Source organism: uncultured Bacteroides sp. (genome assembly GCF_905207245.1).
GTDB lineage: Bacteria > Bacteroidota > Bacteroidia > Bacteroidales > Bacteroidaceae > Bacteroides.
The window spans coordinates 1-13,456 of record NZ_CAJLKP010000010.1 but is presented as its reverse complement, the minus strand read 5'-3'; the positions used below and the strand labels follow the sequence as shown (position 1 = coordinate 13,456).

General features: G+C 41.5%; 11 protein-coding genes. All 11 read right to left on the bottom strand.

Translation table 11 applies throughout. The features are described 5' to 3' along the window. Nucleotides 1-6 precede the first annotated feature (6 nt). The 11 genes from QZ135_RS05080 to QZ135_RS05030 all read right to left on the bottom strand — a co-directional run bounded on the left by QZ135_RS05080 (nucleotide 7) and on the right by QZ135_RS05030 (nucleotide 13,343). Nucleotides 7-1,923 carry a RagB/SusD family nutrient uptake outer membrane protein gene (locus tag QZ135_RS05080; RefSeq protein WP_294606473.1) on the bottom strand — a complete coding sequence of 639 codons (1,917 nt, stop codon included), beginning with the start codon at nucleotides 1,921-1,923 and terminating at the stop codon, nucleotides 7-9. 15 nt (nucleotides 1,924-1,938) lie between these two features. Next, nucleotides 1,939-5,274: a TonB-dependent receptor gene (locus QZ135_RS05075; RefSeq protein ID WP_294606471.1), complete on the bottom strand. Its 3,336-nt coding sequence runs from the start codon at nucleotides 5,272-5,274 to the stop codon at nucleotides 1,939-1,941. Nucleotides 5,275-5,508: 234 nt separating this feature from the next. After that, nucleotides 5,509-6,534: a FecR family protein gene (locus tag QZ135_RS05070; protein ID WP_294606469.1), complete on the bottom strand. Its 1,026-nt coding sequence runs from the start codon at nucleotides 6,532-6,534 to the stop codon at nucleotides 5,509-5,511. 161 nt (nucleotides 6,535-6,695) lie between these two features. Next, nucleotides 6,696-7,307 carry an RNA polymerase sigma-70 factor gene (locus tag QZ135_RS05065; RefSeq protein ID WP_294606467.1) on the bottom strand — a complete coding sequence of 204 codons (612 nt, stop codon included), beginning with the start codon at nucleotides 7,305-7,307 and terminating at the stop codon, nucleotides 6,696-6,698. Nucleotides 7,308-7,530: 223 nt separating this feature from the next. Next, nucleotides 7,531-8,766, bottom strand: a complete 1,236-nt coding sequence (locus QZ135_RS05060) for a sodium ion-translocating decarboxylase subunit beta (RefSeq protein WP_294606465.1) — start codon at nucleotides 8,764-8,766, stop codon at nucleotides 7,531-7,533. A 6-nt stretch (nucleotides 8,767-8,772) separates the two neighbouring features. Next, nucleotides 8,773-10,608, bottom strand: a complete 1,836-nt coding sequence (locus tag QZ135_RS05055; protein WP_288241502.1) for a biotin/lipoyl-containing protein — start codon at nucleotides 10,606-10,608, stop codon at nucleotides 8,773-8,775. Between the two features lie 37 nt (nucleotides 10,609-10,645). After that, complete coding sequence (locus QZ135_RS05050; RefSeq protein ID WP_294606461.1) at nucleotides 10,646-10,906, bottom strand: OadG family protein; 261 nt, start codon at nucleotides 10,904-10,906, stop codon at nucleotides 10,646-10,648. Nucleotides 10,907-11,102: 196 nt separating this feature from the next. Continuing rightward, nucleotides 11,103-11,588 carry an HU family DNA-binding protein gene (locus QZ135_RS05045; RefSeq protein WP_294606459.1) on the bottom strand — a complete coding sequence of 162 codons (486 nt, stop codon included), beginning with the start codon at nucleotides 11,586-11,588 and terminating at the stop codon, nucleotides 11,103-11,105. 358 nt (nucleotides 11,589-11,946) lie between these two features. After that, nucleotides 11,947-12,324 (bottom strand): hypothetical protein, encoded by a 378-nt coding sequence (locus QZ135_RS05040; RefSeq protein WP_294606457.1) that lies wholly within the window; start codon nucleotides 12,322-12,324, stop codon nucleotides 11,947-11,949. After that, nucleotides 12,285-12,620, bottom strand: a complete 336-nt coding sequence (locus QZ135_RS05035; protein ID WP_294606455.1) for a hypothetical protein — start codon at nucleotides 12,618-12,620, stop codon at nucleotides 12,285-12,287. Before QZ135_RS05035 ends, QZ135_RS05040 begins: the two co-directional genes overlap by 40 nt. A 237-nt stretch (nucleotides 12,621-12,857) precedes the next feature. Continuing rightward, nucleotides 12,858-13,343, bottom strand: coding sequence for a hypothetical protein (locus tag QZ135_RS05030; RefSeq protein ID WP_294606453.1), 486 nt, complete (start codon nucleotides 13,341-13,343; stop codon nucleotides 12,858-12,860). Between the last annotated feature and the right edge of the window lie 113 nt (nucleotides 13,344-13,456).

Below are 13,456 nucleotides of genomic sequence, written 5' to 3'. Positions count from 1 at the left end.
ATTAAATTAATAACCTGGGTTCTGGGGAATTCCATCACTATTAACAATATCACCCGGTATATCCAGATAATACCAACGAGAGTCGGCTGTATAACGAGTCGTTTTCTCGTCATAGCGAGCATCAAAGAACCATTTATTTGCTTTATCCGCATAAAATGGCATTAGAATCCGGTAAATTCGATTATTCTGTTCCTTATCCAAAGTACGCCAGCGTTTCAAATCCCACCACAATTTATTCTCAAAGCCTAGTTCCTTACGTCTTTCTACACGGACTACCTCTATCGTTATTTCCGAAACATCTTCTAATAAAGTGGCTCCGGCACGTTCCCGAATTTCGTTAATACAGGCATAGGCATCCTCTTTATAGTTTGCTCCCCCACCAGCTTCAGCTAATTCTATCGCCGCTTCAGCACGATTCAACAGCACTTCACCATAGCGTAACTCAATCCATGACTGCACAGAACGGTTCAACACCACAAGTGACGCTTCCAATTTAGGGTCCAGATATTTGCGAACAGAGAAACCGGAAATAGCACTAGCGTTATCATTATGAAAGCAACCACTTCGCCCGGCGGGATTCATCAACTGTCCATTAGACAATTGATAAGGTATTTGTCCGCTGCCACTTGCACTTGTAACAATAAGATCCTTACATTCACTGGATTCATATTTAGAAAGCGTACCCTCAGGAATTAACGGAGAAATACCACCTTCTACCGATCCGATATAAATACCACGCCAGATTTCAACAGCTTCACCTTTAAACTGCTCACCAGGCAAAATAACAGTGGCTCGCAAACGCGGTTCTGCATCTCGAAAGAAGTCCGTCAGATTATCATACAATACATATTTGCCATTTTCCATCGTTTTTATACGCCCATTCTCATCCTTTGGGAAGCCATCAAACATTTCCACAAAGTCCAGTGTAGGACCTATAGCCGAGGAATAACCTCCGACCATATATTGCCGGGGAATAGCGAAGCAGTCATACCCATGTACTGAACTGGGATATAAATACTGACGAATCAAGATATTTTCAGAACTTCTATCATTAAAGAACATATTTACAAAATTCTGATATTGAGCTTCCTTGTCATCCGCTTTCCAATCATCTTTATACAATGAAAAATGTCCTTCCAATAATTTTGCTGCATCATAAGCTGCTTTGAAATACTCGGTAGCTTTCTCCGCAGAAATACCACATAGGCGATCTCCACTTTTCTCATCCACTAATGTTATTTGATTATACTTTGCTATAGAACCGGCAAATAACATTGCTCTTGACTTGAGTGCAGCAGCCGCGTATTTTGTAGCCCGTCCTAACTCATTCGTTTCCGGAAGTAAGCTATATGCATCATCCAGATCTTTTTTGACTTGCTGATAAACGGCATCTTCTGAAGAACGCGGTAATTTCAGTTCATCAATAGACTGTCCCGGATATTTCAATACCTCATTAACAAGAGGTATGCCGCCATAACGCTTCACCATAGCAAAGTAGATAAAAGCTCTATTGAACAACATTTCCCCTTTCCAAGTATTTATATCCGAGTCATGGAAATTGGAAGCGTATTTAGGCAAGGTTTCCAAGAAATAATTAATGTCACGCAAGGAAGCATATGCATCTCTCCAGTACTTGGTATTTTCACTTTGAGCCCCTTTACTTTGGTTAGCACAAATAGCTTCACCATCCATTACACTCATTCCGGTCATTGTATAGCCATTAAAGAAACCTCTTTCCGGAGAATAACGAAAATCTTCCATAGGCATGCCACTATAAATGCGGGCCAAATAACTATATATACCATTCTGTGATCCAAACACATCAGTATCCTGGATAACATTCAAAGGTGGAAGATTCAAATCCAGACATGCGGACATCGTAAAAGTCAATGCCAGACATGATAAATATCTTAATACTTTCATGATATTATTTTTCAATTAAAATTTAACATTTACACCAATAGAAAAAGTTCTATTCAACGGATACAAGTTACCCCACGTATCATTACCAGAGTGTTCCGGATCAAACGGTACCCCTTTAACAGTAAACAAATTATAGCCATTTACATATAAACGTAAATCTTTGATTCCACTTTTTCCAATCCATTTTTGCGGGAATGTATAACCTAACTCGGCACTTTTTAAACGAATATAGCTTGAATTATGCACATTGTATTCGGACCATTCATCAGCCAATGTACCCGTATAAGCATATTCACCACTTATCCACTTCGTAGAAGGATCATAAGGATCTGCTGTCGGATCTACCGGATGCCATCTATCCATAAAATAATCTAATGCATTTGAATAATCACTACCCCACATCGGCTCACGCAACTGTTCTATATAACGATTATATTGCATGGCAGCTCCTTGAAATAACAGATTCAGATCAAATCCCTTCCAATTAGCTCCTATATTCAAACTGAAATTGATTAAAGGACGATTTTCATAGCCAATAGGATGTCTATCCAGATCGGAGATGATACCATCACCATTCCAATCCTGATATCTATAGTCACCGGGCAGTGTACCATAACCAGTAAAGATACCACTGTTTGCAATATCTCCATATGAGGTATAACGACCACCATCACCAAATCCCCAAACGATATTTTGCAAACGATCATTATTATTATTTCTCCAGTTTTCATAGGAGTTTCCCGATTCACCACGTTCCACATATTTAGACTTGGTACGAGTGTAAGAGAAGATACCCTTCAAATTATAACGCAAATCACCAATACTATTATAATGAGATACTTCAACATCAAAACCATGTGTAAAATCTCCATTCAAGTTTTCCTGAGGCAGACTTGCGCCCACAATTGAAGGCAGACTGGTAGCGCGAGTTGCCAATAAACCTGTACGGGACCGACTGAAATAATCAACAGTAAGACCTAATAATCCATTCCATGCATCCAGATCTATGCCCACATCAAATGTCTTAGCAATGTACCAGGTTATAAGTGGATTAGTGATACCTTTATTCGCTACTGCATTTATATAAGAGCCATTGAAAACATAGCCTCCGGGACGTCCGCTGGCATCGCCTCCCGCAGGATAAGTATATCCCGTAATGAATTGGTAACTGGAAGCATTATCATCTCCCAATTTACCATAGGACAAACGTATCTTTGCATTATTAATAAAAGCCAGATGAGAATCTTTCCAGAAACCTTCCTCAGAAATACGCCACCCTAAAGAACCTGAGGGGAAGAATCCCCATTGAGAGCCAGTGCCAAATCTGGAAGAACCGTCATAACGGAAACTGAATTCAGCCAGATACTTGGACTTATAATCATAACCGAACTTACCCACTAATCCCATATTAGCCATTTGGTATAGTTCATTACCACCGGTTCCCATGTTGCCTTCCTGGTTTGCCACATTCCCCGCAAACAATTTATCCAGATTCAAGGATAGTTCTCTCCTGGCAAAAAAGTTATCACCATCACGACGCTGACCTTCCAATAGCAATAATCCTGTTACATTATGATTCTTCTGAAAAGTATGTGCATAGTTTAATGAGGCTTGATACAACCAAGATTGCTTCGTGTAATGTTCACGGCGGTAAGTAGCCGGCACCTGGAGTTTACGAACTGCATAGGCATCTGTTGCAGCATCATACTCATACTCGTTGAATGATTTGGAATAAATGCTATTATCCGCTATTTGATAGTCATAGCTGAACATTCCCTTTAATTGCAAACCTTTTATCCAAGGTAGATCATAAGTGACCTGTGCAGAAGTCTGAAACCATTTATTGTTATATTTCTTATTACCTACCTGGTCGGCATCCATCATAGCTACCGGATTATCACCTTCAATCCAGCCATACATTAAATATTCAGGATTATTATTTGCGTAAATGGGTTGGGTGGCCGGTGCACGTTGCATAGCACGTATAATCCAGTCTGCATTCGTATAAGGCTGATCTTTCTGATCCATGATTCCGCTCATATTAAAATTAACGGTTAACCGATCTGTAATTTTACCCGTCACGTTAGAGCGGACATTAAAGCGATCGTAATCCAGGCTCTCACTACGTAAGAATGATTCCTGATACATATATCCAGCACTCATATAATATTGTACCCTTTCATTACCGCCACGTGCACTTAAAGTATGTTGGGTTTGTGGAGCCAGTGGGCGCATCACTGCATCATGCCAGTCGGTTCCCTGCTTTGTCCCATTACGATAGGCTTCAATCTCATCTAATCCAAAGACCAAAGATCCACCATTCACATTATGCATGCTTTTTTCATTCTTCAGTGTCATCCAATCGGCAGCACTCACACTCTTTACTGAACCGGAAGGATTCTGCCATCCAAAGTTTCCTGAATACTCCAGTTCTACATGCCCAGCCTCTCCCTGACGGGTAGTAATCAAAACAACACCATTTGCTGCACGTACTCCATAAATTGCAGCAGATGCATCTTTCAATACGGAAATAGACTCAATATCATTGGGAGACAAACGGGACATATTATCGCGAGGTACTCCATCAATAATAATCAAAGCATCACCCATACCACGAATATCAAAATTATTATTAAATGAACCCGGCTCGGCAGATTTCTGCATAACACGAACGCCTGATATTTTACCGGTCAGCATATTCTGAGTATTCTCATTCTTGGTAGAAATCAGTTGCTCATTTCTGATAGCTGCCACCGCACCGGTTAATGAAGCCTTTTTTTGTATGCCATAACCCACCACTACCACTTCACTCAGAATTTGAGTGTCTTCTTTCAACAATATATTGATTTCCGATTTATTACCGATAGTAACAACTTGGGTAGTATAACCAATATATGAGATTTTCAAGCGTACAGCATCAGTTGGAGCCTCTAAAGAAAAATATCCATCTACATCCGTAATAGTGCCATCGGAAGTTTCATCAATCGTAACAGAAGCGCCGATAACAGGTTCTTGAGCCTCATCTGTCACCCTACCGGTTATTCTGCGAACATTATTCAATGTCTGCTCTCTATTTATATTCATTGGTTTATAAATAGTGATGCGTTTCCCTTCGACTTTGTGCTTGATGTTTTTTCCTGAAAACAGCATGTCCAAGACCTGTTCTATAGTTTTATTCTTTGCATCTATAGAAACTTTCTCATTCGTATCAACGTCATTGTTCCTCACCAAAAAAGAATATCCTGATTGCTTTTCAATATCCCGAAAGATTTGAGTTAAGGTCACATTTTTCCGTTGTACAGTAATACGGATGTCTTGATAAGGGATTGCATTGGCTGTAAATGTTGCCATTATGGAAAATAAAACAAGCATAGTAAACAGCCGTACGGGTATAAAAAGTCGCTTGGAGTGATAAATTAAGCTAATCACTCCTTGAATATGATTTTTTTTCATACATTTGTATCGTTAAAAAAATTATGCAAATAGTTTTTAGATTCACGAATCGGAGAGCATGGGGTCAATATGTTTCTCCGATTCTTTTTTAGGTGGTGTTTTTCATCTCATCCATTTTTTAGGGTTAAACATTCATTTATCAGTTATTGTGATCACATTGTCTTTTCTCGTCCATACATACTTATTGTCTACATCCAGATAGTCTAACATTTCTTCTAAAGACAGCTTAGAATTAATGCTTCCTGAGAAAATTTCAGCTTTCATATGTTCAGATTCAACAACAATCCGTACATTATAATGCCGTTCCAGCTCTTTCATTATATCAGCCAAAGAAGTATTCACGAAGCTCAAGCGTCCAGTAATCCATAAAGCCGCCACTTCCGCATCTGTATCCTCCGAAAACAGGGACTTGGATTTTTTATCATAAACAGCCCGTTGATTGGGATTCAAGACCACATTGCCTATCGTTTCGGATTGGGAGAATACATTTACCCGTCCTTTGACAAGAGCTATTTCCACATTCGATTCATCCGCATAAGCCCGTACATTGAAAATAGTTCCCAACACCTTCACATTTAGATCTCCAGTATGTACAATAAACGGTTTATGTTGGTTTTTCCGCACTTCAAAATATCCTTCACCAGTCAAGTAAACATCCCGATTCTTATTCTTCATAAATGAGGGATCATATTTCAAAACGGAGCCAGAATTCAGAAAGACCACTGAGCCATCAGGCAACACGACCTTTGTTTGTGAGCCCAGCGGCACCTCCATTTGACACAACACAACATCCTGGGAAGTTCTCCACACATCATCCCACACATAATAGCATGCAATGGAAGAAGTTATCAGCAGAGCAATGACTGCCGCTATGCGACGTATAGACTTCCAAGTAATACGATGTATTGATAAATTTCGTGAAGACGTACTCTTTTCCAAATTAATCCTACGCAGTAACCTCTCATAGTTATCAGCCTCTTCTACTGCAAATCGTGGTATTAATAGTTTCGCATGAATTGCAGACAAGTCTTTAAACCTGTTCCTATAATGAATATCTGATTTCAAAAGAGTATGGAATTTCTGCATATCTTCTCCTGAAAGACTACCAGCCATGTAATCCATCATCCATTTATCAAATTCTTCATTATTTTCCTTCATGAACTTATACTTTTAATATTCTCTTTATATAGAATACACACCTCATGCAGAAAACATTTATCCGAAGAGCTCTTTTTTTCGTATTATTTTAGAATTTGTATTTTCCAAAAACGCAACTCACTACAAACCAGCAAGATAGAACATACAGAGCAAGTAGATAATTATTGCTCGAAAAAAGATAAAAATAAAATAAAGACAGCCGGCCCAAAATGATTCTTCAATTTATCAAAGGCATTCTTTATCTGCACACGGACTGTATTCACCGACAAGCCACACTCATCAGCAATTTCCTGGGGGGAAAGATTTTTATAAAGGTATTTTTCAAATATAACCCGACACTTTTCTGGCAATGTCCGTATAGCTGCATGCACTTGCTTCTTTATATCTTCGACTTCCAATACTTGCAAAGGTGTTTCTCCACTCCGGCAATATTCTTCTTGAAACAGCAATAAATCTTCTCTGAATTCATCCAGAACCCGTTCGCGCGATCGTAATGAACGAATATAATTCAGACAACCATTTTGCACGCACCGCAACAGATAAGAATGAATAGGAAATTCCAGACCGCCATGTTTATTCCATATATGAACGAAAACATCATTCACAATTTCCTTGGCAACATCTGCATCGAAGATATATCCTGCCGCACAAGTACAGAGATAAGTAAAATAGCTATTATATAAAGCAGCAAATGCCCTCTCATCTCCTCGATTGATATTATCAATAACCGTTCTATCTATAATTATTGCTGCTGTCGTCTTGTGTGAATTCATTTGATTGATTTCAACGTCAATTTATTGTTTTCATAATATTCAAGAGGCAAATATAACTAATATTATTAATCTTGAAACAAGACTGGCATAAAAACAGCAAAGTGAATATTTATATCTTTCATAGTAAAAACAGGATGCTTTAGCCTTCTATATATACAAATCAAGTGCGAACTTCATGATTAAATCATGCAATTCGCACTTGATAATTATAGATATAGAGTCCTTATCCCAGGAACGAAATCAGCACACCCGCCGCTACAGCCGAACCGATTACACCGGAGATATTGCTGGACATACAGTAATTCAGTACGTGGTTCTTAGGGTCATACTTCGTGGCAATCTCGTTACATACGCGGCTTGCCATCGGCACAGCACTCAGACCTGTTGCACCAATCAGAGGATTAATCTTCTTCTTGCTGAACATATTGAACAGCTTCACAAAGAAGATACCACCTGAAATAGAAAGCGCAAATGCAAGGAAACCACCGACAACAATACCGATAGTCGTCCAGTTCAAGAACGCCTCGCTCGTCATGGTAGCACCTACACTCAGCCCCAGGAAGATGGTTGCCGCATTCATGATACTATTGGCAGCCGCATCAAACAAACGGCTTGTATCAGAACCGATTTCTTTAATCAAGTTACCAAACATCAACATACCAATCAAAGGCACTGCCGTCGGCACGAAAAGGGCAACAACCGTAGTCACTGCTATCGGAAAGATAATCTTCAGCACACGCAGATTCTTAATCTCGGTTTTTGAAGGATAGAGTTTTTCCTGCTCCTTCATGTTAATCATCAGTTCCTTCTTAGAACAGAGTAACTTCACTACCAGAGGAATAATCACCGGCACCAATGCCATATAAGAGTATGCAGCAATGGCAATCGGACCCAACAGATGCGGAGCCAGCTTAATAGTTGTGAAGATAGCCGTCGGACCATCAGCACCACCGATAATGCCCAGCGCACCCGCCTCTTGTGGAGTGAAACCTATCATAACAGCACATAGCAGCACAGTGAAGATACCCAACTGTGCAGCAGCACCAAATATAGAGAGACGCAGGTTACGAAGCATCGGGCCAAAGTCCGTCATAGCACCCACACCCATAAAGATGATAGGCGGCAGGAAACCTGTCTTAATCAACATATAGTAGATGAAGTTCATCAGTCCCAGGTCGTGCGCTATCTCATGCAGCGGCATTTCCCAGATGTTCTTCGCTATTCCGTTCACCATCACCATTCCATTCTGGTCCGCCTGGATAACCCCCATATCACCGCCGGGAAAGTTGGCAATAAGCACACCAAAGGCAATGGGCACCAGCAGCAACGGTTCGTAGTGCTTCTTGATACCCAGATACAGCAGAACGAAAGCAATGGCATACATCACCAGAAACGACGGGTCGGCAATGATATTGCTGAACGCCGTCATATCGTAGAGTCTTGCAAATATTTCTTCCATCGCTGTTTATCCTATCTTCATTAATACATCATCTTCTGAAACAGAGTCACCCGAAGTAACACAGATAGCTGTCACCGTTCCGTCAAAATCGGCACGGATGGCATTGTACGTCTTCATGGCTTCAATGTAGCAAAGCAAGTCACCTTTCTTCACTTTGTCGCCCACCTTCACCGGAGTTTCCTGGGCATTCTTCGTCAAGAAAAACTTGCCTTCCAGAGGAGCCGGAACGTCTTGTCCTTCTCCTACCGGAGCTTCCACTTTGGCCGTGGCATCTGCGGGCAGGTCGATGTCACCGTAAGCCACCGTCACGCGGTAAGCTTGTCCGTCCACCTGTACGGTAAGGGTTTTCGGTTTGGCATCATCCAGTGGGGATTTGTTAAGTTCCGCTTTCCGCTTCTCAACGTCTGCCAGAAAGTCTTCTTTCGCTTTACCGCTCTTATAAGCCTCGTACTGTGCCGGGTGCATGGCGTATTCGAAGAGTTCTTCGTCGTCCTCGCCCAAGTCCCATTTGTTCTCTTTCATCATCTTGCGATACTTGTCGAGCGCATCCGGATAGTTATCCTGCGGATTGCCCGTGAAGAACTTACGGCCTTCGCGTTCGGCTTTCTCTATAAGTTCGGGAGCCAGCGTGCCCGGCAACTTACCTGCCTTACCCAACAGCATATCCCAGATATCATCGGCAATCATACCCCAGCGTTCCTTGCCTTTTTCCATGGCAATCACGTTCATCATTGCCAGATTCTTAACGTACTGACTGAACGGAGTAACCAACGGAGGATAACCTACACGCGGCCATACGTAAGCCACTTCATTGAACAGCTTGATAAGCAACTGATCCTGCGTCATAAACGGCAGGTTACGTTTTGCCTTATATTTATTGATAGATTCCAGATTGGACTCTAAGTCGGCCATAAGGCTACCCATCATACCGCCCGGAAGTCCCGGACCAATCAGCAGGGAGTTCATCAAGCGGTTCTTCGGGCTGATGTACAGACCGAGGAAGTCATCCATAAATTCCTGGATGAGGGCGCGCACCTTCATGTACGCTTCCATATTCACTTCCGGCACCTGAAAGCCTGCGTCTTTCAACATTGCCTGCACACTCAGCAGGTCGGCATGTCCTGTCCCCCAGGAAAGTGGTTCCATACCTACGTCGATGTAGTCGCAACCGGCCTCACATACTTCGAGGATACTTGCCATATTGAAGCCCGGACCTGCATGGCTATGATACTGGATAGGGATTTCGGGATGTGCAGCCTTGATATTAGCCACAATCTTGCCCAGCGACACCGGACGTCCGATACCTGCCATATCCTTGATACAGATTTCATCAGCACCCGCCTTGATGAGCTCTAACGCCATATTGGTGTAATATTCTACTGTATGAATGGGCGAATGGGTAATACAGAGTGAACACTGGGAAATCATTCCGGCTTCTTTAGCGTAAGCGATGGAAGGAATAATGTTACGGGTATCGTTCAGTCCGCAGAACGTACGTGTGATGTCCGTTCCCTGCACTTTCTTCACTTTATAAAACAGCTTACGCACGTCGGCAGGCACGGGGCTCATGCGAAGACCGTTCAGTGCACGGTCCAACATGTGAGTTTGTATGCCGGCTTCGTGGAAGGGTTTCGTCCACGCACGTACAGCCTTATTAGGATTCTCACCAAACAATAAATTTACCTGTTCAAAACCGCCTCCATTCGTTTCTACGCGGGCAAAACAGCCCATTTCTACGATAGCGGGAGCAACCTTTACCAGTTGGTCTACGCGGGGCACATATTTTCCGGCACTCTGCCACATGTCCCTGAACACCAAGCTGAACTTAATTTCTTTTTTCATACTAAATAAATAGATGTGTGTTTTTTATTAAAGATTATCATTTTACTTTCTCGACCTTGGCTACTTTACCCTTACCTTGTGTCACCACCGTTACAGCAGCACTGATAGCAGCCAATATATTTCCAGGAATGGCAGCGGGACCTTGCGCGCCTTTCTTATCCGGCACCACCTCTTCGGGGGCATACTTGTTAACCAGAAGGATAAGTCCTTTACCTAAGTAGATTACAATCAGTAGGATACAGAACACTGTTACCATACCTACCACCATCAGCATAAACGCTGTGTTGAGATTTTCCATATTATAAATTATTAGTTATTCGGCCTGTTTTACAAAAAATCGTCCGAAATTAGCGAATATTTATAGAAGAAAGGCAGAAAAAAATGATAAAAGATGCTAAAACAAAAGTTCCCGTACTGCCGGAAGGGGCTGTACGGGAACTGATTATCACAAGTCGGATGCTCCAAAACGGAGGTTAACAAAGCACGGGGGAAGGTTATCCTAACGGGTCTTCTTCCAAGCCACCTTCACCGGAGCCGCCGCCAGGATTGCCGGAACCGCTATTTCCAGTGTTAGTAGAATTTTTTCCCCATTCTTCCCAAACAATCTTGGTATTTACCATGCTGCGGGTAGTCACTTGATTACCACTGTTACGTTCCACTTCAGGAAGGAAGCGGACGCGTACCCCTTTAATCAACGAGGCACTTACCTCCTCAGCCGTCGGTACTCCTCTTTTAGCGGAGGTAGCCGTGTAATAGAAAGTGCCCACACCGTCTATTTTCACGGTACGTCCCTGTCCCATATAACTACTTAATACCCGTCCAAGATTTTCCATCACCGCATACGTGTCACCACGGGTCACGGTAGAGATGACAGACAGCTCGTCTGCCACTTCACGGGTAGTAACCGCCTTGCCCCAGGTTACTGATTGAGGATACCACAAATTGTTAATTGTTTTTTTGATTCTTCTAAAAAAAGCCATAATCGTAATGTTTTTAAATGATTAATTTAATAATGTATATTCTATCTCTTTTATCTCATCCGAGAAGCAGAAGTTTTCATCGTGAGGCCTCAACGATTCAGCCATCTGCTTTTCTCAAATTCGATGTTGCAAAGTTAGGGTGAGAAACAAGAGAAAACAAGAAAATGGCATCTACAACCATTTTTTATAAACCACTTAAAAACAACGACTTGCAAAAATGGCATCTCTACAAGGAAGAAAAGGCAATAAAGCGAGATAAACAATCTTTTTGTAGTAATCTCTACAAGCAGAGGACGTAAAGCACTGATAATGAAGGGTGGCATTCAAGACAGTCTCTACAAGCACTTTGCTTTCCTCTCTATATTGTTTCATCCATAAAAGTCTCTAACTTTCTTTTCAAACGTTCCAATAAAGGAAGTGTCCGACCTAAATTATTCTCTGATGTTGCTTGAATATTCTCATTATCTTCTACCGGTTCAGCATCTGCCGACACTGTATCTGCCGCTTCTTCTGTTGCCGCGTCCGCAATATCCTTGGAAGAAGTCTGGTCAAGACGTTCATCATCAAAGCCCATAGCGATAATCGCAACTTTCACATCATCTTCCACACCTTGCAATGCTTTCTGAATACGCACCTTCTTCTCAAAAGCAAAAGGTATTGTTACGACGCCTACCGTCAGCAACCCCATTTCCTTAGCTACTCCGGCAATGACCGGTCCGGCAGTAACAAACACCATCTTCGTGTCTCCGTCAAATAAGTGTTCACCTCTTCTATACTTTCTTCCGCTGCTTCCTTTCCTTTTAACGGATTGCCACCAACTCCAAGCCCAACCTTTCCAAGTTGAATCCGCACAGGTATATCAGCCCTCGCAAGTGCTTGACTATCGGTATTGCAAATTGCAAAAGATACGTTGTATACCCCTTGCCTGTACATATTCTTCACAGCATTGCTACCACCGCCACCCACACCAATCACTTTAATGATATTGACTGATTTGTCGTGCGGTATATCAAATTCTACGATTTCATCCATACTTTTTACTATATAATATTATTAATTCTCAAAAACAAAGAAAATAAACACTTAAAAGTCCTGATAAATTTCATAATGCCAATATGCTTTTATTGACACCAATATATCAATGACGACAACTCCAACAAAAAACAAGTAAAGATAAGGGGCATCTTCCGCCATTCATTCATTTTTCAGATCAACATCTTCTGAATCGGCAAATCCTTTTATCCTACCTTGCTTTTCATCTATTTACAGTCATCTATAACAAAAGACAAAGAAATCATACTTGCGGATAATGTTGCATATACAGAGCCAATGCCTCTGGAAAAGGCAAAAGCTTTCCTTGTAATTTCCATTTTCATTCTGTATCAATGCCAATACACCCCAATTAATCAGGGAAGAGAAAGTTTCTTTCTTCTCAAACAGTTCTTTTGCTTTTTCTGTATCTCCATTCTGCAAATAGCCCAAAGCCATTTCATCAATGGAGGAGACTTTGATAAACCAGAAAAGAGCATGTTTCAGTTGGTCGTAAGGAAGATTGATGCACCCGTTAGCATACTCTATGCTTTCGGCAGTTCGAACCGGTGCCGGGATAAGATTCAATAAATCCAATGGAAAATCAACCGACTTGCCTACTTTCTGATAGGCTTTCAGTTTGTTTGCATTGGCTATACGATCCTTGACAGGGGAGTTGGAATATATACCAAACAGTCTATAAGGATTGCTGCTAATAATATCCATACACTTTAACGAACTATATAGCAGCCAAATTCCCCAAACTGCAAATAAATAATTGATTTATATAAAAAGAAAAAGCGCGGGAATCTGTACCTGTTACTCGTCCCGCGCATAGA

Bases quoted from the DNA above. Each gene is read 5' to 3' on its own strand.
- QZ135_RS05045 (WP_294606459.1), bottom strand. From the start codon at position 11,588: ATGGCTTTTTTTAGAAGAATCAAAAAAACAATTAACAATTTGTGGTAT.
- QZ135_RS05075 (WP_294606471.1), bottom strand. From the start codon at position 5,274: ATGGCAACATTTACAGCCAATGCAATCCCTTATCAAGACATCCGTATT.
- QZ135_RS05040 (WP_294606457.1), bottom strand. From the start codon at position 12,324: ATGGTGTTTGTTACTGCCGGACCGGTCATTGCCGGAGTAGCTAAGGAA.
- QZ135_RS05060 (WP_294606465.1), bottom strand. From the start codon at position 8,766: ATGGAAGAAATATTTGCAAGACTCTACGATATGACGGCGTTCAGCAAT.
- QZ135_RS05035 (WP_294606455.1), bottom strand. From the start codon at position 12,620: ATGGATGAAATCGTAGAATTTGATATACCGCACGACAAATCAGTCAAT.
- QZ135_RS05080 (WP_294606473.1), bottom strand. From the start codon at position 1,923: ATGAAAGTATTAAGATATTTATCATGTCTGGCATTGACTTTTACGATG.
- QZ135_RS05050 (WP_294606461.1), bottom strand. From the start codon at position 10,906: ATGGAAAATCTCAACACAGCGTTTATGCTGATGGTGGTAGGTATGGTA.
- QZ135_RS05055 (WP_288241502.1), bottom strand. From the start codon at position 10,608: ATGAAAAAAGAAATTAAGTTCAGCTTGGTGTTCAGGGACATGTGGCAG.
- QZ135_RS05065 (WP_294606467.1), bottom strand. From the start codon at position 7,307: ATGAATTCACACAAGACGACAGCAGCAATAATTATAGATAGAACGGTT.
- QZ135_RS05030 (WP_294606453.1), bottom strand. From the start codon at position 13,343: ATGGATATTATTAGCAGCAATCCTTATAGACTGTTTGGTATATATTCC.
- QZ135_RS05070 (WP_294606469.1), bottom strand. From the start codon at position 6,534: ATGAAGGAAAATAATGAAGAATTTGATAAATGGATGATGGATTACATG.